Source organism: Nocardioides sp. JCM 18998 (assembly GCF_055391535.1).
Genome location: NZ_AP043886.1, coordinates 650,732 through 673,979, shown reverse-complemented (window position 1 = coordinate 673,979; position 23,248 = coordinate 650,732). Strand labels below are relative to the sequence as shown.

Annotated in this window: 19 protein-coding genes; 16 read left to right on the top strand and 3 right to left on the bottom strand. The window is 72.3% G+C overall.

The window, feature by feature from the left end; all coding sequences use genetic code 11:
* The first annotated feature begins 104 nt into the window (after nt 1–104).
* The 8 genes from groL to ACZ5L9_RS03150 all read left to right on the top strand — a co-directional run bounded on the left by groL (nt 105) and on the right by ACZ5L9_RS03150 (nt 10,728).
* Entirely contained in the window at nt 105–1,733 is a 1,629-nt protein-coding gene (groL, locus tag ACZ5L9_RS03185; RefSeq protein ID WP_464533742.1) for a chaperonin GroEL, read from the top strand.
* A gap of 84 nt (nt 1,734–1,817) precedes the next feature.
* Nucleotides 1,818–2,312, top strand: coding sequence for a hypothetical protein (locus tag ACZ5L9_RS03180; RefSeq protein ID WP_464533740.1), 495 nt, complete (start codon nt 1,818–1,820; stop codon nt 2,310–2,312).
* A complete protein-coding gene (locus ACZ5L9_RS03175) occupies nt 2,309–2,866 on the top strand; it encodes a nucleotidyltransferase family protein (RefSeq protein WP_464533738.1) in 558 nt (185 codons plus the stop codon). Before ACZ5L9_RS03180 ends, ACZ5L9_RS03175 begins: the two co-directional genes overlap by 4 nt.
* 44 nt (nt 2,867–2,910) lie before the next feature.
* Nucleotides 2,911–3,783: an AAA family ATPase gene (locus ACZ5L9_RS03170; protein ID WP_464533736.1), complete on the top strand. Its 873-nt coding sequence runs from the start codon at nt 2,911–2,913 to the stop codon at nt 3,781–3,783.
* Entirely contained in the window at nt 3,780–4,898 is a 1,119-nt protein-coding gene (locus ACZ5L9_RS03165) for a vWA domain-containing protein (RefSeq protein WP_464533734.1), read from the top strand. The genes ACZ5L9_RS03170 and ACZ5L9_RS03165 overlap by 4 nt, the downstream gene beginning before the upstream one ends.
* Nucleotides 4,891–6,165 carry an XdhC family protein gene (locus tag ACZ5L9_RS03160; RefSeq protein ID WP_464533732.1) on the top strand — a complete coding sequence of 425 codons (1,275 nt, stop codon included), beginning with the start codon at nt 4,891–4,893 and terminating at the stop codon, nt 6,163–6,165. The genes ACZ5L9_RS03165 and ACZ5L9_RS03160 overlap by 8 nt, the downstream gene beginning before the upstream one ends.
* A 109-nt stretch (nt 6,166–6,274) precedes the next feature.
* Nucleotides 6,275–9,448, top strand: a complete 3,174-nt coding sequence (locus ACZ5L9_RS03155; protein ID WP_464533730.1) for a glucan 1,4-alpha-glucosidase — start codon at nt 6,275–6,277, stop codon at nt 9,446–9,448.
* A gap of 59 nt (nt 9,449–9,507) precedes the next feature.
* The gene (locus ACZ5L9_RS03150) at nt 9,508–10,728 is read left to right on the top strand and encodes a transcriptional regulator (protein WP_464533728.1); all 1,221 of its coding nucleotides are present in this window, start codon (nt 9,508–9,510) and stop codon (nt 10,726–10,728) included.
* Here ACZ5L9_RS03150 and ACZ5L9_RS03145 read toward each other — a convergent pair whose 3' ends face one another.
* Genes ACZ5L9_RS03145 through ACZ5L9_RS03135 form a run of 3 tightly spaced genes read right to left on the bottom strand, consistent with a single transcriptional unit; the run spans nt 10,729 to nt 13,744 of the window.
* Nucleotides 10,729–11,949, bottom strand: coding sequence for a kynureninase (locus ACZ5L9_RS03145; RefSeq protein ID WP_464533726.1), 1,221 nt, complete (start codon nt 11,947–11,949; stop codon nt 10,729–10,731).
* A complete protein-coding gene (locus tag ACZ5L9_RS03140; protein WP_464533724.1) occupies nt 11,946–12,875 on the bottom strand; it encodes an amidohydrolase family protein in 930 nt (309 codons plus the stop codon). The genes ACZ5L9_RS03145 and ACZ5L9_RS03140 overlap by 4 nt, the downstream gene beginning before the upstream one ends.
* Nucleotides 12,872–13,744: a tryptophan 2,3-dioxygenase gene (locus tag ACZ5L9_RS03135; protein ID WP_464533721.1), complete on the bottom strand. Its 873-nt coding sequence runs from the start codon at nt 13,742–13,744 to the stop codon at nt 12,872–12,874. Before ACZ5L9_RS03135 ends, ACZ5L9_RS03140 begins: the two co-directional genes overlap by 4 nt.
* Before the next feature lie 111 nt (nt 13,745–13,855).
* On the opposite strand from ACZ5L9_RS03135, the gene ACZ5L9_RS03130 reads away from it, so the two are divergent.
* From ACZ5L9_RS03130 to ACZ5L9_RS03095, 8 genes are all read left to right on the top strand, one after another.
* Nucleotides 13,856–14,368, top strand: coding sequence for a (2Fe-2S)-binding protein (locus tag ACZ5L9_RS03130; RefSeq protein ID WP_464533719.1), 513 nt, complete (start codon nt 13,856–13,858; stop codon nt 14,366–14,368).
* Nucleotides 14,365–16,866 (top strand): xanthine dehydrogenase family protein molybdopterin-binding subunit, encoded by a 2,502-nt coding sequence (locus ACZ5L9_RS03125; protein WP_464533715.1) that lies wholly within the window; start codon nt 14,365–14,367, stop codon nt 16,864–16,866. Before ACZ5L9_RS03130 ends, ACZ5L9_RS03125 begins: the two co-directional genes overlap by 4 nt.
* A complete protein-coding gene (locus ACZ5L9_RS03120) occupies nt 16,863–17,732 on the top strand; it encodes an FAD binding domain-containing protein (RefSeq protein WP_464533711.1) in 870 nt (289 codons plus the stop codon). Before ACZ5L9_RS03125 ends, ACZ5L9_RS03120 begins: the two co-directional genes overlap by 4 nt.
* Nucleotides 17,733–17,736: 4 nt before the next feature.
* Nucleotides 17,737–18,546, top strand: coding sequence for an SRPBCC domain-containing protein (locus tag ACZ5L9_RS03115; protein WP_464533709.1), 810 nt, complete (start codon nt 17,737–17,739; stop codon nt 18,544–18,546).
* A gap of 32 nt (nt 18,547–18,578) precedes the next feature.
* Nucleotides 18,579–20,348 (top strand): DUF2207 domain-containing protein, encoded by a 1,770-nt coding sequence (locus tag ACZ5L9_RS03110; protein WP_464533706.1) that lies wholly within the window; start codon nt 18,579–18,581, stop codon nt 20,346–20,348.
* 233 nt (nt 20,349–20,581) lie between these two features.
* The gene (locus tag ACZ5L9_RS03105) at nt 20,582–21,223 is read left to right on the top strand and encodes an ABC transporter permease (RefSeq protein WP_464533702.1); all 642 of its coding nucleotides are present in this window, start codon (nt 20,582–20,584) and stop codon (nt 21,221–21,223) included.
* Nucleotides 21,223–22,422, top strand: a complete 1,200-nt coding sequence (locus ACZ5L9_RS03100) for an ATP-binding cassette domain-containing protein (RefSeq protein ID WP_464533700.1) — start codon at nt 21,223–21,225, stop codon at nt 22,420–22,422. Before ACZ5L9_RS03105 ends, ACZ5L9_RS03100 begins: the two co-directional genes overlap by 1 nt.
* On the top strand, nt 22,419–23,246 hold the full coding sequence (locus tag ACZ5L9_RS03095) for an ABC transporter permease (RefSeq protein WP_464533698.1): 828 nt from the start codon (nt 22,419–22,421) through the stop codon (nt 23,244–23,246). Before ACZ5L9_RS03100 ends, ACZ5L9_RS03095 begins: the two co-directional genes overlap by 4 nt.
* The last annotated feature ends 2 nt before the right edge of the window (nt 23,247–23,248 follow it).

Sequence of the window (23,248 nt, the reverse complement as noted above, 5' to 3'; positions counted from 1 at the left end):
GGGTCGCTCCGGGGCGGCGAGAAGGGATCGCCGCCACGGGATGACCATGCCGTCGCGGGCAGCTCGCCGTCCGGCACCCGAACAATGTGAAGGATCGCCAGGCCATGCCGAAGCTGATTGCTTTCAACGAGGAGGCCCGTCGCGGCCTCGAGCGGGGTATGAACACCCTCGCCGACGCCGTCAAGGTCACGCTGGGCCCGAAGGGCCGCAACGTCGTCCTGGAGAAGAAGTGGGGCGCCCCCACGATCACCAACGACGGTGTCTCCATCGCCAAGGAGATCGAGCTCGAGGACCCGTACGAGAAGATCGGCGCCGAGCTCGTCAAGGAGGTCGCGAAGAAGACCGACGACGTCGCCGGTGACGGCACCACGACGGCGACCGTCCTCGCCCAGGCGCTGGTCCGCGAGGGTCTGCGCAACGTTGCCGCCGGCGCGAACCCGATGGGTCTCAAGCGCGGCATCGAGGCCGCCGTCAACGCGGTCTCCGAGGAGCTCCTGGCCCAGGCCAAGGACGTCGAGACCCGCGAGCAGATCGCGGCCACCGCGACCATCTCCGCCGGCGGCGACACCACCGTCGGCGACGCCATCGCCGAGGCGATGGACAAGGTCGGCAAGGAGGGCGTGATCACGGTCGAGGAGTCGAACACCTTCGGCATCGACCTCGAGCTCACCGAGGGCATGCGGTTCGACAAGGGCTACATCTCGGCCTACTTCGTCACCGACACCGAGCGCATGGAGACCGTCCTCGAGGACGCCTACGTCCTCCTGGCCAACCAGAAGATCTCCAACGTCAAGGACCTGCTCCCGCTGCTGGAGAAGGTCATGCAGTCGGGCAAGCCGCTCGTCATCATCGCCGAGGACGTCGACGGCGAGGCCCTGTCCACGCTCGTCGTGAACAAGATCCGCGGCACCTTCAAGTCCGTCGCCGTCAAGGCCCCGGGCTTCGGTGACCGTCGCAAGGCCCAGCTGCAGGACATCGCGATCCTGACCGGCGGCCAGGTCATCTCCGAGGAGGTCGGCCTCAAGCTCGAGACCACCGGTCTGGAGCTGCTCGGCCAGGCCCGCAAGGTCGTCATCACCAAGGACGAGACCACCATCGTCGACGGCGCCGGCGACCAGGGCCAGATCGAGGGCCGGGTCAACCAGATCCGCGCCGAGATCGAGAAGTCGGACTCCGACTACGACCGCGAGAAGCTGCAGGAGCGCCTCGCCAAGCTGGCCGGCGGCGTCGCCGTCGTCAAGGTCGGCGCGGCCACCGAGGTCGAGCTCAAGGAGCGCAAGCACCGCATCGAGGACGCCGTCCGCAATGCGAAGGCTGCTGTCGAGGAGGGCATCGTCGCCGGCGGCGGCGTCGCCCTGGTCCAGGCCGGCAAGCAGGCCTTCGAGAAGCTCGACCTCGAGGGTGACGAGGCCACCGGCGCGAACATCGTGAAGGTCGCCATCTCGGCGCCGCTGAAGCAGATCGCCATCAACGCCGGCCTCGAGGGCGGCGTCGTGGCGGAGAAGGTCGCCGGTCTCCCGGCCGGCCAGGGCCTCAACGCGGCCACCGGCGAGTACGTCGACCTGCTGGCCGCCGGCATCATCGACCCGGCCAAGGTCACCCGCTCGGCGCTGCAGAACGCCGCGTCGATCGCCGCGCTGTTCCTCACCACCGAGGCCGTCGTGGCCGACAAGCCGGAGAAGGCCGCCCCGATGGGCGACCCGACCGGTGGCATGGGCGGCATGGACTTCTAGTCGCCTCAGAACACGGCACAAGGCCCTCGCCCTCCGGGCGGGGGCCTTGTGCGTTCTCTCAGGGGCTCGGGGGATGATGTCTCGGTGAGCACCGTGCAGAACCAGGACAGCGACCAGAACGACCAGATGGACCTGCGGCTGCTGTGGCTGCTCCTGATCCCCGGCATCCTGGTCGGCGCGATCCTGGTGCACGTCATCACCGGCCACGACGACATCAACCCCTCGGCCGCCACCAGCGATCTCACCGTCACGGTGCCGCAACAGGTCGGGCGGTGCGCGGTGCCGACCGCCGACCAGCTCTCCCAGCTCTCCACGGCGGTCCGGGCCACCGTCACCACGACCAGCGACTCGGCCGTCGACCTGCGCGTGACCAACGTCCTCGCCGGCCCGCAGATCGGCGTCATCACCGTCCAGCTCCCCGCGGCCGACCAGACCACCGCCGACACCACCCTGCCCGCCTTCGTCGAGGGCCACAGCTACCTGCTCGGCATCACCGCCGACGACAAGCTGGCCGGCTGCGGCCTCAGCGGCGCCTCGGACACCTCGCTCGAGGACCTCTACTCCAAGGCCTTCGGATGATCCGCGGGCTTCTCCTGGCCGCCGGCGACGGCAGCCGGATGGGGAAGCCCAAGGCGCTGGTGGACGACTGGCTCGCCCGCAGCGTCACCGCCCTGCGCGACGGCGGCTGCGACGCGGTCACCGTCGTGCTCGGCGCCGAGGCCGGCGCCGCGCTCGTGCTGCTCGAGCAGCAGCTCGGTCAGGTCACCGGGATCGACGCGGTGATCGCCGAGGACTGGCGGACCGGGCAGTCCGCCTCCCTGCGTGCCGGCCTCGCGGCGCTCACGTACACGCACGCCGAGGCCGCCCTGGTGCACCTGGTCGACCTGCCCGACGTCGGAGCGGACGTCGTCCGGCGCGTCCTCGGCGCCGCCGACGGACCGGGCTCGCTCGCCCGGGCGTCCTACGCGGGGAGCCCCGGGCACCCGGTGCTGCTCGGTCGCGACCACTGGGTGCCGCTCGCGGGCGAGCTCCGGGGCGACGAGGGCGCCCGGCGCTACCTGCGCACCCACGACGCGGAGCGCATCGAGTGCGGCGATCTCGCCACCGGACGCGACGTGGACGAGCCGGCCTGATCGGACCAGCCGCGAGCCAACGTCGCTCCGCGTAGGTTGGGCGCATGGAGGTCGCCTCGCCGCAGGACCTTGCGGACCGCCTCGCCCGGACGGGCTACCTGAGCGACGTCGAGCTGGCCACGGTCGGCTACCTCGCGCTGCGGATGAGCCGCCCGCTGCTGCTCGAGGGGGAGCCCGGCACCGGCAAGACAGCGCTGGCGGAGGCACTCGCCGAGGCGCTCGGGCTGCCGCTGATCCGGCTGCAGTGCTACGAGGGCATCGACGCCACCCAGGCGCTGTACGACTGGGACTTCCCCCGCCAGATCCTGCATCTGCGCGCGGTCGAGGCCGCCGGCGGCCGCGAGAGCGTCGAGGAGGCGGAGAAGAGCCTCTACGACGAGCGCTTCCTGCTCGCCCGGCCGGTGCTGCGCGCGCTCCAGGAGGCGCCCGCCGTCCTCCTGGTCGACGAGATCGACCGGGCCGACGACGAGTTCGAGGCGTTCCTGCTCGAGGTCCTCTCGACCTACCAGGTCTCGGTGCCCGAGCTCGGCACGGTCGCCGCATCGACGCCGCCGATCGTGGTGCTCACCTCCAACCGCACCCGCGAGCTGCACGACGCGCTCAAGCGGCGCTGCCTCTACCACTGGATCGACCATCCCGGCCTCGAGCGCGAGGTGGAGATCGTGCGCGGTCGCGCGCCGGAGGTCACCGCGGCGCTGGCCCGCCAGGTCGTGACCATCGTGCAGCAGGTCCGCGCCGATGCCGGCCTGCTCAAGCCGCCGGGCGTCGCGGAGACGCTCGACTGGGCGCGGGCACTGACCTACCTCGGTGGCGAGGAGCTCGACCTGGCGAGCGCGTGCGCCACCCTCGGGGCGCTGGTGAAGTACCGGGAGGACGCGGACCGGGTCCGCGAGGCACTCGACCGCCTGCTGGCATGACGCACGCGCCGGACCGGACCCTGATCGGGTTCACCCATGCGCTGCGGGCGGCCGGGGTCGCCGTCACCCCCGATCGCTCCCAGGCCTACCTCGCCGCGGTGGCGCTGGTCGGCCTCGAGGACCGGCGCGCGACCTACACGGCCGGTCGCGCCACCCTCTGCAGCGGCCCCGACGACCTGGCCCGCTACGACCAGGTCTTCGAGGCCTACTTCAACCCCCGCGGCGGGCTGCCGCGCTCCCGGCCGACGGAGCCACAGCCGGCCGCGGTGGCGATCGAGCTGCCGCTGCTCGACGCCTCCGGGCCGGGGGAGCAGGAGGACGACGTCACGCGGGTGCTGGCCAGCGAGGCCGAGGTGCTGCGCCATCGGGACGTGGCTCGTCTCACGGCCGCCGAGAAGCGCCGGGTCGCCGCGCTGCTCGACACGCTGCGACCGCAGGCGCCCGTACGTCCCACCGCACGCCATCGCGCCTGGCGCCGCGGCAGCGTCGATGCCGCCCGTACCCTGCGGACCAGCCTGCGCCGGATGGGCGAGCCCGGCGAGATCGCCTGGCGGCGACGCGCCACCCACCCGCGCCGGATCGTGCTGCTGATCGACGTCTCCGGCTCGATGAGCGCCTACGCCGACACCCTGCTGCGGCTCGCGCACCGGATGACCGTCGCGACCGGGTCGATGAGCGGACGCCCGGTCGTGGAGACCTTCACGATCGGCACCCGGCTGACCCACCTCACCCGCGCGCTGCGGCAGCGCGATCCCGAGCGAGCGCTCGTCGCCGCCGGCGAGACCGTGCCGGACTGGTCCGGCGGGACCCGGCTCGGCGAGACCCTCCAGGTCTTTGCCGAACGATGGGGCCGACGCGGGATGGCGCGCGGTGCGGTCGTGGTGATCCTCAGCGACGGCTGGGAGCGGGGCGACACCGCGCTGCTGGCCGAGCAGGCCCGCGAGCTTCGCCGGATCGCGCACCGACTGATCTGGGTCAACCCGCATCGCGGCAAGGCGGGCTACGAACCGGTCCAGTCCGGGATCCGCGCGGTGCTGCCCTTCCTCGACGACTTCGTCGCCGGGCACTCGCTCGCGACCTACGCTCACCTGATGGAGGTCATCGCCCATGCGTGACGTGCTCGCCGAGCTGGTGGCGTGGTGGGAGGCCGGCGAGACCGTCGGCGTCGGCACCGTGGTCGCGACGTTCGAGAGCGCGCCGCGGCCGGCGGGCGCCTCCATGCTCGTCGGCCCCGACGGCACGGCCGTCGGCTCGGTCTCAGGCGGCTGCGTCGAGGGCGCCGTCTACGAGCTCGCCCAGGAGGTGATCGCCTCCGGCGATCCGGTGCTCGAGCGCTACGGCGTCTCCGACGACGACGCCTTCGCGGTGGGGCTGACCTGCGGCGGGATCCTGGACGTCTACGTCGAGCGGGTCTCTCGCGAGACCTTCCCCGAGCTCGGCGAGATCGCCGCCGACGTACGCGCGGGGCGGCCGGTCGCGCTCGCGACGGTGATCGAGCATCCCGACCCCGACGTGCTGGGGCGGCGGCTGATCGTGCGGCCGGGCGGTCTCGATACGGCCTCGCCTGGCGGCTCGGCCTACTCGACCAACGATCCTCGGTGGTCGAGTAGCGAGCGCAGTGATCCTCGGTGGTCGAGTAGCGAGCGCAGTGATCCTCGGTGGTCGAGTAGCGAGCGCAGCGAGCGTATCGAGACCCGCATCGGGACCACCCTCGGATCGAAGCGGATGGACGACGCGGTGCGCGATGACGCACTCGGCCTGCTCGCCCAGGGCCACAACGCCACCCTGACGTACGGCCCCGACGGCGAGCGTCGCGGCGAGGGGATGCGGGTCTTCGTGTGGGCGTTCGCGCCCAAGCCGCGGATGCTGGTCTTCGGTGCCATCGACTTCGCCGCCGCCGTCGCGCGGATCGGCGCCTTCCTCGGCTATCACGTGACGGTCTGCGACGCCCGGCCCGTCTTCGCGACCAGCACCCGCTTCCCCGAGGCCCACGAGGTCGTCGTGGACTGGCCGGACCGCTACCTCAGCGCGGAGGCCGAGGCCGGACGGATCGACGGGCGCACGGTGCTGGCGGTGCTGACCCACGACCCGAAGTTCGACGTGCCGCTCCTCGAGGTGGCGCTGCGGCTGCCGGAGCTGGCCTACATCGGGGCGATGGGCTCGCGCCGCACGCACGTGGACCGGGAGCATCGGCTGCGCGAGGCGGGGCTCACCGACGAGCAGATCGAGCGGCTCTCCAGCCCGATCGGGCTGGACCTGGGCGCCCGTACGCCCGAGGAGACGGCGATCTCGATCGCCGCCGAGATCATCGCCGGTCGCTGGGGCGGATCGGGCTCCCGGCTGGCCGAGCAGGTGGGCCGGATCCACCATCCCCCGTCCTGAGGACAGCGCGCCGAAGGGCTTGCACCTGGATCCGGGAGCGGGAAGAGTGCGGAGCGCAGTGTGATCGGGCTCACAAGCATCTCGGGAGGGCGCTATGCGTCGTGCAAGCATGTCCGGAGCAGTCGTCGTGGGGGCATCGGCCCTCGTCCTGGCCTCGTTGCACGGGCTGCCGGCCCAGGCCGCGCCGCACGCACCGCACCACCCGGCCCCACCGCCGATCGCGAGTGGCACCGCACCGGACGGACCGGGCGCCGCCTCGCACTGGACCACCGGCGAGAAGGACGGCATCGGCACCAGCGCCGGTACCGCCTCCAAGGTGTGGTTCAGCCTCACCCAGGGCGCGATGTCGGAGGTCTACTACCCGCGCGTCGACATCGCCAACGTCACCAGCCTCCAGCTGGTGGTGACCGACGGGCGCACCTTCACCGACCGCGAGGACACCGACACCACTCACCGCATCCAGCTACTGGATCGCGACTCGCTGTCCTATCGCCAGGTCGACACCGACAAGGACGGCCACTACCGGATCACCAAGACCTACACGACCGACCCGGACCGCAACACCGTCCTGCTGGACGTCTCGGTCCGCAGCCTCGACCGCGGCCACTACAGCGCCTACGTCCTCTACGACCCCTCCCTGGCCAACTCCGGCAAGCACGACTCCGCGACCACCGACGGCCACACCCTGCTGGCCGAGGACGCGACGACCGACACCCCGGTCGCCTCCGCGCTGAGCGCCAGCCCGGCCTTCACCGCCGTCTCCAGCGGGTACGCCGGCGGCAGCGACGGCTGGACCGACCTGGCGACCGATCACACCCTCGACCACCACTACGCCAGCGCCCCGGACGGCAACGTCGTCCAGGTCGGCCGGCTCGCCAGCGACCGCAGGGGCGACGCGCACGCCACCGTCGCGCTCGGCTTCGGTGCCGACACCGCGGCCGCCGAGCGTGCCGCCTCCGGCTCCCTGCGGACCGGCTTCGACCGCGCCAGCCGCGGCTACGACCAGGGCTGGGCGCGCTACCTGCGCTCGGTCGACCGTGCCCCGAGCAGCGTGCGCCACGACGCCGGGCTGCTGACGCAGTACGACGTCGCGGTGATGTCCCTGCGCGCCCACGAGGACAAGACCTACCGTGGCGCCAACATCGCCTCGCTGACCGTGCCGTGGGGCGAGGCCAGCAACGCCGACGAGCCCGGGGTGGGCGGCTACCACCTGGTCTGGGCACGCGACCTCTACCAGATCGCGTCCGCCCAGATCGCGATCGGCGATCGGGCAGCGGCCAATCGCAGCCTCGACTACCTCTTCGACGTACAGCAGAAGCCCGACGGCTCGTTCCCGCAGAACAGCCGGCTCGACGGCACCCCCTACTGGGGCAGCTTGCAGCTCGACGAGGTGGCGTTCCCGATCGTGCTGGCCGATCAGCTCGGCCGTACGGACCGCTGGGACAACGTGAGGCGCGCCGCCGACTTCCTGGTCGGGCGCGGACCCTCCACCCCGCAGGAGCGCTGGGAGGAGGAGAGCGGCTACTCACCGTCGACGATCGCCGCCGAGATCGCCGGCCTGGTCGCCGCCGCCGACCTGGCGAAGCGGGCCGGCGACGACGCGTCCGCGACCCTCTACCTCGCCACCGCGGACCGGTGGCGCTCCCAGGTCAAGGACCAGACCTTCACCACCACGGGTCCGCTGGGCGACGGCCGCTACTTCGAGCGGATCGACGACGACGGCGACCCGAACGACGGCCACCCGCTCGACCTCAACAACGGTGGCGGCACCCACGACGAGCGCTCGATCGTCGACGCCGGGTTCCTCGACCTGGTCCGGCTCGGCGTCTTCGGTGCCGATGACCCCGACGTGCTCGCCTCGCTGCCCGAGGTCGACGCGACGATCAAGGTCGACACCCCCGAGGGCCCGATGTGGTACCGCTACAACCACGACGGCTACGGCGAGAAGGCCGACGGCAGCCCGTACGACGGGACGGGCGTGGGCCGGCTGTGGCCGCTGCTGTCCGGGGAGCGCGGCGAGTACGCCCTGGCCGCCGGGGCCTCGCGCAGCACTGCGATGAGCTACCTGCGCACGATGGCGGGCGCCGCCAATGCGGGCTATATGATCCCCGAGCAGGTCTGGGACAGCGGTGACCGGATCGGCCAGGGCACCGGCTCGGCCACCCCGCTGTCCTGGTCGATGGCGCAGTTCGTCCGGCTCGCGCAGTCGATCGATGCCGGCCACCCGGTGGAGACCCCGAGCGTCGTCGCCCGTCGCTACGCCGGATCGCGTCCGGCGGCGCCGGCGCTCACCCTGACCGGCCCCGACGACGGGGCGCAGACCGACGCGGCCAGCATCGCCGTCACGGGGGCCTCGGCTGCCGCGCAGGTCGTCGTGCACGTCGGCACGACCACGACCAGCGTCCCGGTCGGCGCCGACGGCACGTTCACGGCGACCGTCGCGCTGGCCCGAGGCCGCAACGTCATCACCGTCGCCGCCGTGGGCGCCGACGGCGGCACCGCTCTGGCGCAGCGCACCGTCATCTCGACCAACCTCGGCACCCCGCTCGGAGCGGTCAGCGACCCGACCGGCGACGATCACGGTCCCGGCAGCTACGTCTACCCGGGCAGCCCCGACTTCACCCCGGGCGCCTTCGACGTCACCCGGTTGGCGGCCTACCAGGACCCGGAGCAGGTCAACTTCGCCGTCACCATCGACGGCGTGCTGACCAGCCCGTGGGGCGGCAACGCGATCTCGCTGCAGCGCTTCGACCTCTACGTGCGTACGGGCACCGGCACCGGGGCGGTCGCCGCGCTGCCGGGCTCCAACGCACAGCTCGCGGCGCCGTACGACCTGGTGATCACCGCCGACGGCTGGAACGCGGCGATCCACGACGCGTCCGGCGCCAGCCTCGGAGCACCGACGCTGGCGGCGATCCCGGAGACGCGGACGGTGGTGATCTCGGTGCCGCGCGACCTGCTGCCCGCCGACCTGTCGCACGCGAGCTACGTGCTCACGGCGATGAGCCACGCCGACGAGGCCGGCGGCGAGGGCATCGGCGGCATCCGGCCGGTCTACTCGAAGGCCTACTGGGACAGCACCGTCGGCACCGCGATGAGCTGGGTCCACGACTACCGCTTCGGCGGCGGCGCGGGTGAGTGGACCGGCGACAACGCGGCCAAGGACACCGACAGCTCCGACCCCAACGTGCTCGACATCCTCACCCCGGCCGGGGCCGACCAGTCGCAGGTGCTCGACTGGTACGCCGGGCCGGTGGTGCTGCCGTACGTCACGCTCCAGTGATCACCGGACCCGCGGATGTGACCGGTGACACCGGTCACATCCGTGGCTAGCGTGGGCGCATGGCGCGCGCGGAGCTGCAGTCTCGGCGGATCGATGCGCTGCGCGCCTGGACGGCCTTCGTCGAGGACGGCGACGAGGCCGCGGCGGTCCGCCCGGAGATCCTGAGCAGCTGGACGCGGTCGGGGGCGAGCATCACCGCCGACGTACGGGAGGCCCCACTGGCCGACGAGACCGAGACCGCCGCGTACTGGCGCGAGTCCCTGCTCCAGGTCGCGGTCGAGCGGGTCGAGGAGGAGCTGCGGCGCACCGCCGAGGACGGCGACCTCGTGATCGCGGTGACCGATCCCGACACCCGGATCCTGTGGACCTACGGCGGCCGGGTGATGCGCCGCAAGGCCGAGTCGGTGAACTTCGTGCCGGCCGGCCGCTGGGACGACCGCTCGGTCGGCACCAACGCCCTCGACCTGGCCCAGCGCGGCGACGCCCCGGCGATGGTCTTCAGCGCCGAGCACTATGCCGAGGTGGTGCACAACTGGGTGTGCTGGGCCGCGCCGGTGCACGACCCCGTCACCGGCGACCAGCTCGGCGTCATCGACCTCTCCACCACTTGGGACCGCACCCACCCGATCGGGCTGGCCACCGCGCGGGTGATGGCCCGGCTGATCGAGACGGCACTGCCGCACCGGGTGGCGCCGCGCCCGAGCGAGGGATCGGGTCTCGGGGTGGGGCTGGTGATGACCCTGCTCGGCACCGCGGAGACCCGCCTCGACGGCCAGCGGCTGCTGCTCAACCGACGCCAGACCGAGATCCTCGCGCTGCTCGCCCTCCACCCCGAGGGGCTGTCGCTGGAGCAGCTGCACGCGATGCTCTACGGCGACGAGGGCGTCACCTTCTCCACCCTCAAGGCCGAGGTCTCCCATCTGCGGCACACGCTCGGCGGTCAGTTGGCCTCGCGCCCCTACCGGCTGCTGATGCCGGCCGCCACCGACGTGGAGCACGTGCTCGCACTGCTGCGCGGCGGCGAGGTGGCGGCGGCGGTCGAGGCGTACGGCGGCGACCTGCTGCCCGGCACCAACAGCCCCGCGCTCGCCGAGCTGGGGGAGTACGTCGCCGTCGCGCTGCGCGAGGCGCTGATCGCCCGCCCTGAACCCGACGCGGTGCTGCGCTACGCCGAGCTGGCGCCCTACGACACCGCCGTGTTCGAGGCGGCGCTGCGACGGCTGCGCGCCCCGCACCCCGCGGTGCCGCTGCTCAAGGCCCGGCTCGCCGCGGCGCGCTGATCAGCCGAGCAGGTCCGCGACCTCGCTGAGACCGGCGAGCACCTCGGCGAAGCCGGTGCTCAGCGGGGAGAGGCCGATCCGCAGCCCGTTCGGCGGCCGGAAGTCCGGGATCACGCCGCGCTCCCACAGCCGGGCGGTGACCTCGCGGAAGTCGGGATGGTCGAGGATGACGTGGCCGCCGCGCAGCGCCGCGTCGCGGGGCGAGGCCAGCTCCACGCCGAGCGGTGCGAGCAGCGCGTCGTGCACCTCGATGGCGAACTCCGTCAGCGCCACCGACTTGGCGCGGACCGCCGCGATCCCGGCCGTCTCGAGCAGGTCGAGCATGTCGCGCATCGGGAGCATCCCGACGATCGGTGGGGTGCCGCTGATGAAGCGCCGGATGCCGCTCGCCGGCTCGTACCGCTCGCCCATCGCGAACGGGTCCGCGGCGCCCATCCAGCCCTGGATCGGCTGGCGCAGCCGGTCGTGGAGGCGGGCCGCGACGTAGCCGAAGGCCGGCGCGCCGGGGCCGCCGTTGAGGTACTTGTAACTGCAGCCGACCGCGAGGTCGACGCCGAGGTCGTCGAGAGCCAGGTCGAGGGCGCCGACCGAGTGGCACAGGTCCCAGAGCACGAGCGCGCCGGCGTCGTGCGCCGCGGCGGTGATGCCCGCCATGTCGGCGATCCACGCCGAGCGGTAGGAGACGTGGCTGAGCAGGACCAGCGCGGTGCGCTCGTTCAGCACCTCGCGGACCTGCTCGAGCGTCACGCCGGTGCGGGGGTCGACGGTGAGCCAGCGCATCGTCAGCCCTCGCTCGGCGGCGAGCCCCTCGAGGATGAACCGGTCGGTGGGGAAGTCGTCGGCGCAGGCGACCACCTCGTCACGGCGCTCGGCCGCCTGGGCGGCGATCGCCGCGTGCGCGTACTTGTAGAGCATCACGCTGGTCGAGTCCCCGACGACGGTCTGGCCGGTCGCGGCCCCGAGCAGCACCCGGCCGATCCGGTCGCCGACCTCGGTCGGGGCCGTCATCCACTGCTCGTCCCACGACCGGATCAGCCGATCGCCCCACGCCTCGTCGAGGAAACCGGCCATGGCGGCACGAGTGGCGTGCAGCGGGCGGCCGAGCGAGTTGCCGTCGAGATAGGCGATCACGCCGTCCGTACGGACGAACGCGTCGCGGTGGTGCGCGAGCGGGTCGGCGGCGTCGAGCTCCTGGGCGCGGGTGTGGAGCCGGTCGGTCACGGGTTCTCCTGAGTGCTGGAGGGGCTGCCGGCAGGGGTGCCGGAGGGGGTGCCGGAGGGGGTGGTGGGGGACGTGGTGAGGCGGGTGGCCGAGGCCAACCAGGCGATCAGCTCCTCGGCGCCCTGCGGACGCGCCAGCGGCGAGGTCAGCGTCCGCTCGGGGGCAGGGTCGTCGAGCGGGCCGAGGACGGCGGTCAGCAGGTCGTCGCCGGTCAGGCCGGCCCGCTCGAGCAGCCGGATCTCGGTGGGGTTCGCGCCGACGGGGGTGGGGCCGTTGCCCATGTCGGTGCCGTACACGACGGTGCCGCCGTGCTCGCGGAAGCGGCGCAGGTTGTCGATCGCGATCTCCCGGGCCGGCTCGTCGTGGATCGCCAGCGTGGAGATCCAGGTCATCGACGCCGCCCGCTCGAGGTCGGCGCCGGCCAGGCGCGAGGTCCAGGGCGTGTGCACCAGGACGTCGGCCCCGGCGTCGATGGCGCGCTCGGCCTGGCCCGGTCCCTCGGCATGGACCAGCGCCGGCAGCCCGGCGTCGTGCGCCGCGCCGATCAGGGCGGCGAGGACGGCGTCGTCGAGCAGCGGCATCACGGTGTGCAGGGTGATCTTGAGGGCATCGAAGCCCTCCTCGCCCAGGCGGGCGACCGCGGCCCGCGCCGAGGCCGCGTCGGGCACCGGTCGCACCGCGCCGGCCGGCGCCCACGAGCGACCGCTCGGATAGCCGCCGGGAGCGGTGTGGAAGGGTCCCGCCGCGCGTACGACCACCAGATCGCCGGGGGGTTCCGCCCGCCAGGCGGCCGCCTCGGCCGGTGACCAGCCCAGGTCGTGCGCCTCGACCAGGACCCCGCCGCTCAGCGGACCGTGGTCGACCAGGCCGAGGTGAACGTGCCGGTCGATCACCCCCGGCAGCCGGGTCGGTGCGTCGGCGCTCATCCGAGCTCCGTGCGGACCGCGTAGAGCTCGGGGAAGAACGTCAGGTCGAGCGCCCGCTTGAGGAAGCCGACGCCCGAGGAGCCGCCGGTGCCGGTCTTGAAGCCGATGGTGCGCTGCACCGTGCGCAGGTGGCGGAAGCGCCACAGCTGGAAGGCGTCCTCGAGGTCGACCAGGTCCTCGCACGCGGCATAGGCCGCCCAGTGCGTCTCCGGGTCGCCGTAGATCGCGGCGAAGACGGGGACCAACGCGTCCTGCTGCACCCACGGCCGGCTGACGTCCCGCTCCAGCACCGCTTCGGGGACGGCATGGCCCTGGCGGGCGAGCAGGTGCAGGAACGCGTCGTAGACGGTGGGGGAGGCGAGCAGCTCGCCCAGCATCGCGTGCTCAGCCGGCTCGCCTTCGAACACCTTGAGCATGCCCGGGTGCTTGTTGCCGAGCAGGAACTCCACCGCCCGGTACTGCGCCGACTGGAAGCCGGAGGCGGAGGCCAGCACCCCGCGGAACTCGCCGTACTCGGTCGGCGTCAGCGTGGCCAGCACCGACCACTGCTCGGTGAGGGTGCGGAAGATGTGCTTCACCCGCGCCAGCCCCTTGCGGGCCCGCGACACGTCGTCGGCGTCGAGGTGGCGACGGACCCCGCGCAGCTCGTGCAGGACCAGCGTGAACCACAGCTCGGTGGTCTGGTGCTGGATGATGAAGAGCAGCTCGTCGGGGTGATCGCTGCGCGGGTGCTGCGCCGAGAGCAGCCGCGAGAGACCGAGGTAGTCGGCGTAGGTCATCTCCTCCGCCAGGTCGGTCCGTACGCCCTCCTCAAGGGGACGCAGGCCCCCGATGTCGTGACCCGTCCGGTCGTCAGCGTCCGCAGCCATCCATGCCTCCCGAGCCTCGCCGTCGCGTACCGACCAGCGACCAACCGGCTACCAACCACCGCGTCCCTAGTGTGATCCGGACCATATCGGAGCGCGCCCACGGGAGGGCCCATGACCCGGATCAACCTCGTCGTCGACGGCATGCGGGTCGCCGATGACATCGAGCCGCGGATGCTGCTGGTGCAGTACCTGCGCGAGCGGCTCGGCAAGACCGGCACCGTCATCGGGTGCGACACCAGCAACTGCGGAGCCTGCACCGTCCACCTCGACGGGCAGTCGGTGAAGTCCTGCAACGTGTTGGCGGTGCAGGCCGACGGCGGCGAGGTCACCACCATCGAGGGACTCGCCGGGGTCTCGACAGGCTCGACCTCCGAGAGCGGCCTGCACCCGGTGCAGGAGGCGTTCCGCGAGTGTCACGGGCTGCAGTGCGGCTTCTGCACTCCGGGGATGATCATGCAGAGCGTCGACCTGTTGAAGAACAACCCGAAGCCGACCGAGGAGGAGATCCGGCTCGGCATCGAGGGCAACCTCTGCCGCTGCACGGGCTATCACAACATCGTGCGGGCGGTGCAGAAGGCGAGCGGACAGGCGAGCCGCCCCGCCGCCGAGGGGGTGACGGCATGACCGCGGTGCAGGACGCTCCGGTCGCCCCGGAGAAGAAGGGCGAGATCGGCCGCGACCGCCGCCGCAAGGAGGACGCCCGGCTGATCACCGGTCGCACCCGCTGGACCGACAACATCACGCTGCCGGGCATGCTCCACCTGGCGATGGTGCGCAGCCCGTTCGCGCACGCGAGGATCACCGGGGTCGGGACCGATGCGGCCAAGGAGGCCGTCGGCGTCGTCGACGTGATCACGGCCGCGGACCTCGACGAGTCGCTCGGGGTCTGCATCAACGCCTGGCCGATCACGCCCGAGCAGGTGACGCCCGCCCATCCGCCGATCGCGGTGGACCGGGTCGCTTTCGCCGGCGAGATCGTGGCGGTCGTCGTCGCCCGCAGCGCTGCCGAGGCGCGCGACGCCGCCGAGCTGGTCGAGGTCGACTACGACGAGCTGCCGGCCGCGCTCGACCTCAAGGAGGCCGCGGCCGCCGACGCCGAGAACGGCGGCGCCCTGGCCCACCCGGACCTGGGCACCAACAAGAGCGCGTACTGGGTCTTCGACAGCGGCCAGGCCGGCACCGGCGGCGACGTCGAGGAGGCGATCGCGGCGGCCCGCGCCGACGGGATCGTGCTGGAGCGCGAGTATCGCCAGCAGCGGCTGATCCCCGCCTTCATGGAGCCGCGCAGCACCGTCGTCGACCCGACCGGCGAGCAGATCACGATGTGGTCGGCCACCCAGATCCCGCATGTGCTGCGCTTCGCGCTGGCCGCGACGACCGGCGTGCCGGAGTCGAAGATCCGGGTGATCGCGCCCGACGTGGGCGGCGGCTTCGGCGGCAAGCTGCAGCAGACGCCCGAGGAGATGATCGTCTTCGCGCTGGCCCGGCGGCTGGGCAAGCCGGTCAAGTACACCGAGACCCGCTCCGAGTCGCTGCTCAGCGGTCACCACGGCCGCGACCAGTGGCAGAAGCTCACCCTCGCCGCCGACAAGGAGGGCAACGTCACCGGTCTCAAGGTCGAGCTCCTCGCCGACCTGGGGGCGTACGTCGCGCTCGTCGGCGGCGGCGTGCCGGTCCTCGGCGCCTTCATGTTCAACGCGATCTACAAGTTCCCGGCCTACCACTTCGCCTGCCAGACCGTGTTGACCAACAAGACCTGGACCGACGCCTATCGCGGCGCCGGCCGGCCCGAGGCGACCTTCGCGATCGAGCGGCTGATGGACGAGCTCGCCGCCGAGGTCGGCGTCGACCCGCTCGCGATCCGCGAGCGCAACTGGATCACCCACGAGGAGTTCCCGTTCACCACCGTCGCGGGCCTGGAGTACGACTCCGGCAACTACGAGGCCGCCACCGCACGCGCCAAGGAGATGTTCGGCTACGACGAGCTCCGTGCCGAGCAGGCGCGTCGCCGCGAGTCCGGCGACCCGGTCCAGCTCGGGATCGGGGTCTCGACCTTCACCGAGATGTGCGGCCTGGCGCCCTCCCGCGTGCTCGGCAGCCTCGACTACGGCGCCGGCGGCTGGGAGCACGCCAGCATCCGGATGCTCGCCACCGGCAAGGTCGAGCTGGTCACCGGCGCCAGCGCGCACGGGCAGGGACACGAGACGGCGTTCAGCCAGATCGTCGCCGACCGGCTCGGCGTGCCGTTCGAGGACGTCGAGGTGCTGCACGGCGACACCCAGATCGCCCCGAAGGGGCTCGACACGTACGGCTCGCGCTCGCTCGTCGTGGGCGGCGAGGCGGTCGTACGGGCCGCGGACAAGGTGATCGAGAAGGCCCGCCCGCTGGCGGCGCACCTGCTGGAGGCGAGCGTCGACGACCTGGAGTTCAAGGACGGTCGCTTCGGGGTGCGCGGCACCGATGCCGGGGTGGCACTCACCGAGCTGGCCACCGCCGCCTTCGCGGCGCACAACCTGCCCGACGGGATGGAGCCCTCGCTCGACGCGGAGGCGACCTTCGACCCGGTGAACTTCAACTACCCGCACGGCACCCACCTGTGCGCGGTCGAGATCGACACCGAGACCGGCAAGGTGTCGATGCGGTCCTACGTGGCCTGCGACGACATCGGGGTGGTGATCAACCCGCTGATCGTCGCCGGGCAGGTGCACGGCGGCCTCGTGCAGGGGATCGCGCAGGCGCTGTGGGAGGAGGCGGTGCACGACGAGTCCGGCACGCTGGTGACCGGCAGCTTCGTGGACTACCTGCTGCCCACGGCGGCCGACACGATCACCTTCGAGCTGGACCACACCACCTCGCCGGCGACGACCAACAGCCTCGGCGCGAAGGGCGTCGGCGAGGCCGGCACGATCGCCTCGACGCCGGCCGTGGTCAACGCCGTGGTCGACGCCCTGCGCCCGTACGGCGTGCACGACGTCGCGATGCCCTGCACGCCCGAGCGGGTCTGGCGGGCGATCCACGACGGCGGATCGGGCGGCGAGACGCCCGGTGCGGCCGCCCCGCACTTCGACGAGTCGACCGGCATGTCCGGCACCGTGGACCGCACGACAGGAGCAGAGCAGTGATCCCCGCAGCCTTCGACTACGTCGCGCCGACCTCGCTCGACGAGGCGCTGGCGGCGCTTCGCGAACACGGCGACGAGGCCAAGATCCTGGCGGGTGGCCAGAGCCTGCTGCCCGTCCTGCGGATGCGGCTCAACGCCCCCGAATGGATCATCGACCTCGGCCGGATCGACGCGCTGCGCGGGATCCGCGAGGAGGGCGACGCGATCGTGGTCGGCGCGATGACGCCGCACAGCGTCGTCGGTGCCGACCCGCTGGTGGCCCAGCACGCCGCCCTCGTCGCTGCGGCCGTGGAGCGGCTGGCGGACGCGCAGGTGCGCCACCGGGGCACCTTCGGCGGCGCCCTCGCGCACGCCGACCCGGCCGGCGACCTCGGTGGACCGGCCCGTGCGCTCGGCGCGCAGTTCGTGATCGCCGGTCCCGCCGGCATGCGGCACGTGGACGCCGACGACTTCTTCGTCGACCTCTTCGAGACGGCGATCGGCGAGGACGAGATCCTGGTCGAGGTCCGCATCCCGAAGCACACCGGGTGGGGCGCCCGCTACGAGAAGTTCGTCCGGGTCGAGCACCAGTGGCCGATCTGCGCGGTCGCCGCGACCGTGCAGGTCTCCGGAGGAACCATCACCGGAGCCGGCGTCGGTCTGACCAACATGGGCAGCACCCCGCTCCGCGCCCGTGGGGTGGAGGAGGCGCTGGTCGGGCAGCCCGCGAGCGCGGAGACGATCGCCGCCGCCGCCGAGCGCGCGATCGAGGGCGCCGACCCGCCGACCGACCTCAACGGCAGCGCCGAGTACCGGCTGCACCTGGCCCAGGTCCTCACCCGCCGCGCGCTGCAGGCCGCGGCCGACGCCGCCGGCGCGGGAGCGTGAGGCCGTGCAGCTGACCCACAGCTTCACCGTCCCCGGGACCGTCGAGGAGACCTGGGAGCGCTTCGGGCGCATCGCCGACCTGGCGCAGTGCTTCCCGGGCGCCCAGGTCACCGCCGCCGAGGGCGACACCTTCGAGGGGACGGTGAAGGTCAAGCTCGGCCCGATCGCGCTCGTCTACGCGGGCTCCGGTGCGTTCGTCGCCAAGGACGCGGCCGCGTACACCTTCACGGTCGAGGCCAAGGGTCGCGACAAGCGCGGCAACGGCACCGCGGGCGCCACCGTCAACGCCGCGATGACGGCGGCCGAGGGCGGCGCCTCGACCGACGTGCGCATCGAGACGGACCTGACGATCACCGGCAAGCCGGCGCAGTTCGGGCGCGGCGTGATGCAGGACGTCTCGGACAAGTTGCTCGCCCAGTTCGTCGGCTGCCTCGAGCAACGCTCCGCCCCGGAGGTCGAGCGTGTCGAGACAAGGGCTCCGGATGTCGAGACCCGGGCTCCGGAGGTCGAGCCTGTCGAGACCCGCGCTCCGGAGGTCGAGCCTGTCGAGACCCGCGCTCCGGAGGTCGAGCCTGTCGAGACCCGCGCTCCGGAGGTCGAGCCTGTCGAGACCCGCGCTCCGGAGGTCGAGCCCGTCGAGACCCGCGTCGCGCCCGTGCGCACATCGGCGCCACCACCCGCGAACGACGCCATCGACCTGGGTGCGACGCTCGTGCCCGTGCTGATCAAGTCGTACGGCCGGCAGATCGCGGCCGTCATCGGCGCGCTGGCGTTGGCGATCCTGCTGTGGCGCCGGCGGGGCCGCCGAGCCTAGCCAGCCGGGGCCGCCGACCCTAGTGTTCCAGCGTGAGCCGCCTGCCCGCGTACCTCCTCGGCATCGTCCTGATCGCGGTCCTGCTGTGTGCGCCCGCGCTCTTCTGGGGCCACGGAAGTGCGGGTGACGACGGCTACGAGCCGACCCGGATCACGAGCTACCACGCCTCCTTCACCGTCGCCGCGGACGGCGAGCTGAGCGCGGTGGAGGACATCGACCTGGACGTCAGCACCACCGACCGGCACGGCATCTACCGTTTCTTCGACCGCAACGACGACAACGCCCCGCACGCGCGTCGCGACCCCGAGAACATCACCGTCACCCGCGACGGCCTGCCGGAGCCGTACGAGAAGCAGAGCCGCAGCCTGCGCCGCTACACGGTGCTCAAGATCGGCTCGCCCGATCACACCCTGTCGGTCGGCGTGCACCACTACACGATCAGCTACACCATCGCCGGGGTGCTGCTGCCCGAGGACGCCGACGTGGGCTACCCATGGGAGCAGACCGCCGACGGCAGCCTCCTCTATTGGAGCGTCGTCCCGGGCGGCTGGCAGCAGGAGATGGACGACGTCGATGTCGACGTCACCCTGCCGTCCGCGGCGGTGCTGCCGACGGCGCTCGGCCAGACCGGCTGCATCGTCGGGTGGGGTCGGGGCGCGCCGTGTGCCGTCGACGGCGACGCCACCCAGCATCTGTCCCTCCACCTGGACCACCTCGCCGCGCGTACGCCGGTCACGATCCAGGTCGGTATGGGCGTCCCGACGCCGCCCGAGGGCAACCACCTGCCCTGGACGGCCCGGTTCGACGCCGTTCTGGGCACCAGCCCGGCGGTGCTCGTCGTGGTGCTCCTCATCGGCGTGGCGGCGGCGATCGGCGGCGGAGCGCTCGGGGCACGCGCGCGTGAGCGCACCCCCGCGTACCCGATCCTCCACGCCCCGCCGGCCGGCCTCGGCCCCGCGCAGGCCGTCTACATGATGGCGGAGCGGGTCCCACGCGAGGCGTTCGTCGGCTCGCTGCTGCACGCCGCCGAGCGCGGCGCGGTGCGGATGGAGCAGAACGACGACGGCTGGACCATCACCCGCACCGGACCCGGCACCGACCTGGACCCGGTCACCCGCGATCTGCTCGACCGCATCGTCGGCACCGACGTCGACGCGAGCGCCACGTTCACGCGCAGGAACGTCACCGACGGCAGGTTCCTCGCGTCCGCGATCGACGCCTTCGAGAAGGACGTCGAGGAGTGGGGCATCCGGTCCGGCAACCTCTCCCGTACGGGCATCGGGCCGCTCGGCGGCATCCTGGTGGTCGTCGGCGCCGTGCTGGTCGGGGTCTGCCTCTTCGTGCAGCCCTTCGGGATGTCGATGCTCGGCATCATCCCCGGCGCGTTCGCGGTGTGCGGCGTCTCGATGGCGCGCGCCGGCGCAGGGACCAAGCGCACGCGGGCCGGCCGTGAGCTGTGGTCGCAGGCGGGCGGCTTCCGGCGGATCCTGGCGACCCCGCCGAGCGAGCAGCGCTTCGAGTTCTCCGGGCGCCAGGAGCTCTACGCCTCCTACCTCCCCTGGGCGGTCGCCATGGGCTGCGCCAAGGAGTGGGCCCGCAAGTACCGCACCGAGACCGGCTCCGAGCCGTCGGCGCCGTTCTTCTTCGCCGGCTACGCCGGCGCGCACGGAGGCACCTACGCCGATGCGATGGTGCACGACTTCAACACCACCGTGAGCTCCGCCATCTCCTCCTACACCGCCGCCGAGCACTCCGGCGGTGGCGGGCTCTCCGGCGGCGGGGGCGGCGGGGGATCCTGGTAGTCCGGTCACGGCGAACCAGAGCTTCCTGGAGCCGCAGAAGCAGCTCGCCGAGACCCAGTCGGCCTTCGTAGGGCAGTTCCGAGGTCTCGACCCATCCGTGCCGCGTTCATCTTCTGTGCATGCAACGACACCCCCGGGGGTACCTCGTCCCGTACGCGGGCGCCATCCCGCGGTGGCGGCGCCGGTCCGGCCCCGCCGCTTTGCTGTGTCGAGGGTCGCGAGGTGTTTCGGTCGTGTGGGAGTTCATCAAGGAGCGCCACCAGCAGATCCTCTACAACTCCTTCCAGCACGCCTACCTGGTCGTGCTGTCCGTCGTCACGGCGACGGTGATCGCCGTCCTCGTGGCGGCCCTCGTCACGAGACTGCCGCGGCTGGCCGGCATCACGAACACGCTCAGCGCCATCGGTCTGACGATCCCCGGCTTCGCCCTCGTCGGGCTCCTGATGCCGGCGACCGGGATCGGTGCGACCACCGCCTTCATCTGCGTGTGCTTCTACGCGGTGCTGCCGATCCTGCGCAACGCCGTCGTCGGTCTGCGCGGGGTCGACGCGACCCTGCTCGAGTCCGCCCGGGGCATGGGCATGGGCGAGCTCGCCGTGATGATCCGGATCAGGCTCCCGCTGGCATGGCCGGTGATCCTCGCCGGCATCCGTACCTCGCTCCAGATGTCGATGGGCATCGCCGCCCTCGCCGCGTACGTCGTCGGCCCGGGTCTGGGCGGCTACATCTTCACGGGGCTGAACCAGATCGGCGGCAAGAACGCCCTCAACTACGCACTGGTCGGGACGCTCGGCGTCGTGGTCCTGGCCCTCGTCCTCGACCTCGTCCTCCTCCTGGTCGGACGCGTGACCACCTCGAAGGGAATCCGAGTCTGATGACTGCCACACCCGAGAACTCCGCCCCCGTGCGGCCCTCCGCCGGCGACGTCAGCGGCGTCGAGATCGCCCTGGAGGACGTCGTCAAGAAGTACGTCGGCCAGAAGGCTCCGGCGGTCGACTCGCTCACCCTGACCATCCCCGCGGGTGAGATGGTGATGTTCGTCGGCCCGTCGGGCTGTGGCAAGACCACCTCGCTGAAGATGATCAACCGGCTGATCGAGCCGACGTCCGGCACCATCCGGATCGGCGGCGAGGACATCCGCGCCAAGAGCGCCGACGAGCTGCGCCGCCATATCGGCTACGTCATCCAGGGCGGCAGCCTCTTCCCGCACATGACGGTTGCCCACAACATCGAGATCGTGCCCAGGATGCTCGGCTGGGACAAGAAGCGCATCGCCGAGCGCGTCGACGAGCTCCTCGACCTGGTCGGCCTGGATCCGGCCCGCTACCGCAGCCGCTACCCGCGTGAGCTCTCCGGCGGGCAGCAGCAGCGCGTCGGCGTCGCCCGCGGCCTGGCCGCCGACCCGCCGGTCATCCTGATGGACGAGCCGTTCGGCGCCGTCGACCCGATCACCCGCCAGCGCCTCCAGGACGAGCTGCTCAGCATCCAGCGCGAGCTGCACAAGACGATCGTGGTGGTCACCCACGACATCGACGAGGCCATCAAGCTGGGCGATCGCGTGCTGATCCTGCAAGAGGGAGCCCGGATCGCCCAGTACGACACCCCGGAGGCGATCCTCGCCGCGCCGGCCAACGACTTCGTCGACGACTTCGTCGGCTCGGGCTCCAGCCTCAAGCAGCTCACCCTCGCACGCGTCTCCGAGGTCGAGCTCAGCGCCCGCACCACCGCCAAGGTGGGCGACTCGAGCGCCGAGGCGATCGCCCGTGCCGAGCAGGCGGACGACCCGGCGGTCGTGGTCCTCGACGAGCGCAACCGCCCGGTCGCCTGGCGCTTCCTGCGTCAGCTGCGCCGCCACGCGACGGTGCAGGACGGGGACCGCGAGAGCCTGGTCACCCTCGACCAGCGGGCCACCCTCAACGACGCGCTCGACACCATGCTCACCTCGAGCCACGGCGGAGCGATCGTGTGTGGGGACCGCGATCAGTACCTCGGCATCATCGACTTCCACAGCGTCACCGAGCACATGCGCGCGATCGAGCGCGACGCGATGGCGGCGCACGGGGCGACGGCATGACGGTGACCCAGGACCCGAGCCTCCCCGGCGAGACCCCAGGGATCGACCTCGACGCCGAGGCGCACGATGCCGTACGGCGCTCGCGGCTGCGACTCGCCGGCGGCGAGAGCCTGGCGATGCTGCTCGTGCTGCCGGTGCTCGTGGTGGTGCTCTTCCTCGGCTTCGTGTGGTGGCGCCAGACCGCCGACCTGGACTCGATCGAGCAGTCGGCGCTCGCCTGGCCGGCGTTGCGCGAGCAGCTGGTGCAGCACGTCGAGCTCACCGTCGTCGCCTCGGCGATCGTGGTGGCCGTCGCCGTACCGCTGGGGATCCTGTTGACCCGGCGCTGGGCGAGGGCCGCGGCACCGCTCGTCGTCGGCATCGCCAACGCCGGGCAGGCGGCGCCCGCCATCGGGCTGATCGTGCTGCTGGCGATCTGGCTCGGCTTCGGCTTCTGGACGGCGATCCTGGGCCTGGTGGTCTACGGCCTGCTGCCCGTGCTCCGCAACACGATCACCGGCCTGCAGGGCGTCGACCCGACCCTGGTCGAGGCCGGCCGCGGCATCGGCATGTCGGCCGGTGCGGTGCTGCTGCGCATCGAGCTGCCGCTCGCCCTGCCGGTGATCATGGCCGGCATCCGGACCGCGCTCGTCCTCGTCGTGGGCACCGCGGCGCTGGTCACGTTCATCGGCGCCGGCGGCCTCGGCGGCACGCTCACCTCGGGCATCAACCTCTTCCGCTTCTCGGTCATGGTCGCCGCCTCGCTGCTCATCGCGATGCTGGCGCTGCTCGTCGAGTGGGCCGGGCGCGTGCTCGAGCTGGTCTTCCGGCCGAAGGGGATCTGAGG

What these genes read in the sequence shown, in the direction of transcription:
- groL (WP_464533742.1), top strand. Translation starts at nt 105, where the DNA reads ATGCCGAAGCTGATTGCTTTCAACGAGGAGGCCCGTCGCGGCCTCGAG.
- ACZ5L9_RS03175 (WP_464533738.1), top strand. Translation starts at nt 2,309, where the DNA reads ATGATCCGCGGGCTTCTCCTGGCCGCCGGCGACGGCAGCCGGATGGGG.
- ACZ5L9_RS03170 (WP_464533736.1), top strand. Translation starts at nt 2,911, where the DNA reads ATGGAGGTCGCCTCGCCGCAGGACCTTGCGGACCGCCTCGCCCGGACG.
- ACZ5L9_RS03165 (WP_464533734.1), top strand. Translation starts at nt 3,780, where the DNA reads ATGACGCACGCGCCGGACCGGACCCTGATCGGGTTCACCCATGCGCTG.
- ACZ5L9_RS03160 (WP_464533732.1), top strand. Translation starts at nt 4,891, where the DNA reads ATGCGTGACGTGCTCGCCGAGCTGGTGGCGTGGTGGGAGGCCGGCGAG.
- ACZ5L9_RS03155 (WP_464533730.1), top strand. Translation starts at nt 6,275, where the DNA reads ATGTCCGGAGCAGTCGTCGTGGGGGCATCGGCCCTCGTCCTGGCCTCG.
- ACZ5L9_RS03150 (WP_464533728.1), top strand. Translation starts at nt 9,508, where the DNA reads ATGGCGCGCGCGGAGCTGCAGTCTCGGCGGATCGATGCGCTGCGCGCC.
- ACZ5L9_RS03140 (WP_464533724.1), bottom strand. Translation starts at nt 12,875, where the DNA reads ATGAGCGCCGACGCACCGACCCGGCTGCCGGGGGTGATCGACCGGCAC.
- ACZ5L9_RS03135 (WP_464533721.1), bottom strand. Translation starts at nt 13,744, where the DNA reads ATGGCTGCGGACGCTGACGACCGGACGGGTCACGACATCGGGGGCCTG.
- ACZ5L9_RS03130 (WP_464533719.1), top strand. Translation starts at nt 13,856, where the DNA reads ATGACCCGGATCAACCTCGTCGTCGACGGCATGCGGGTCGCCGATGAC.
- ACZ5L9_RS03125 (WP_464533715.1), top strand. Translation starts at nt 14,365, where the DNA reads ATGACCGCGGTGCAGGACGCTCCGGTCGCCCCGGAGAAGAAGGGCGAG.
- ACZ5L9_RS03100 (WP_464533700.1), top strand. Translation starts at nt 21,223, where the DNA reads ATGACTGCCACACCCGAGAACTCCGCCCCCGTGCGGCCCTCCGCCGGC.
- ACZ5L9_RS03095 (WP_464533698.1), top strand. Translation starts at nt 22,419, where the DNA reads ATGACGGTGACCCAGGACCCGAGCCTCCCCGGCGAGACCCCAGGGATC.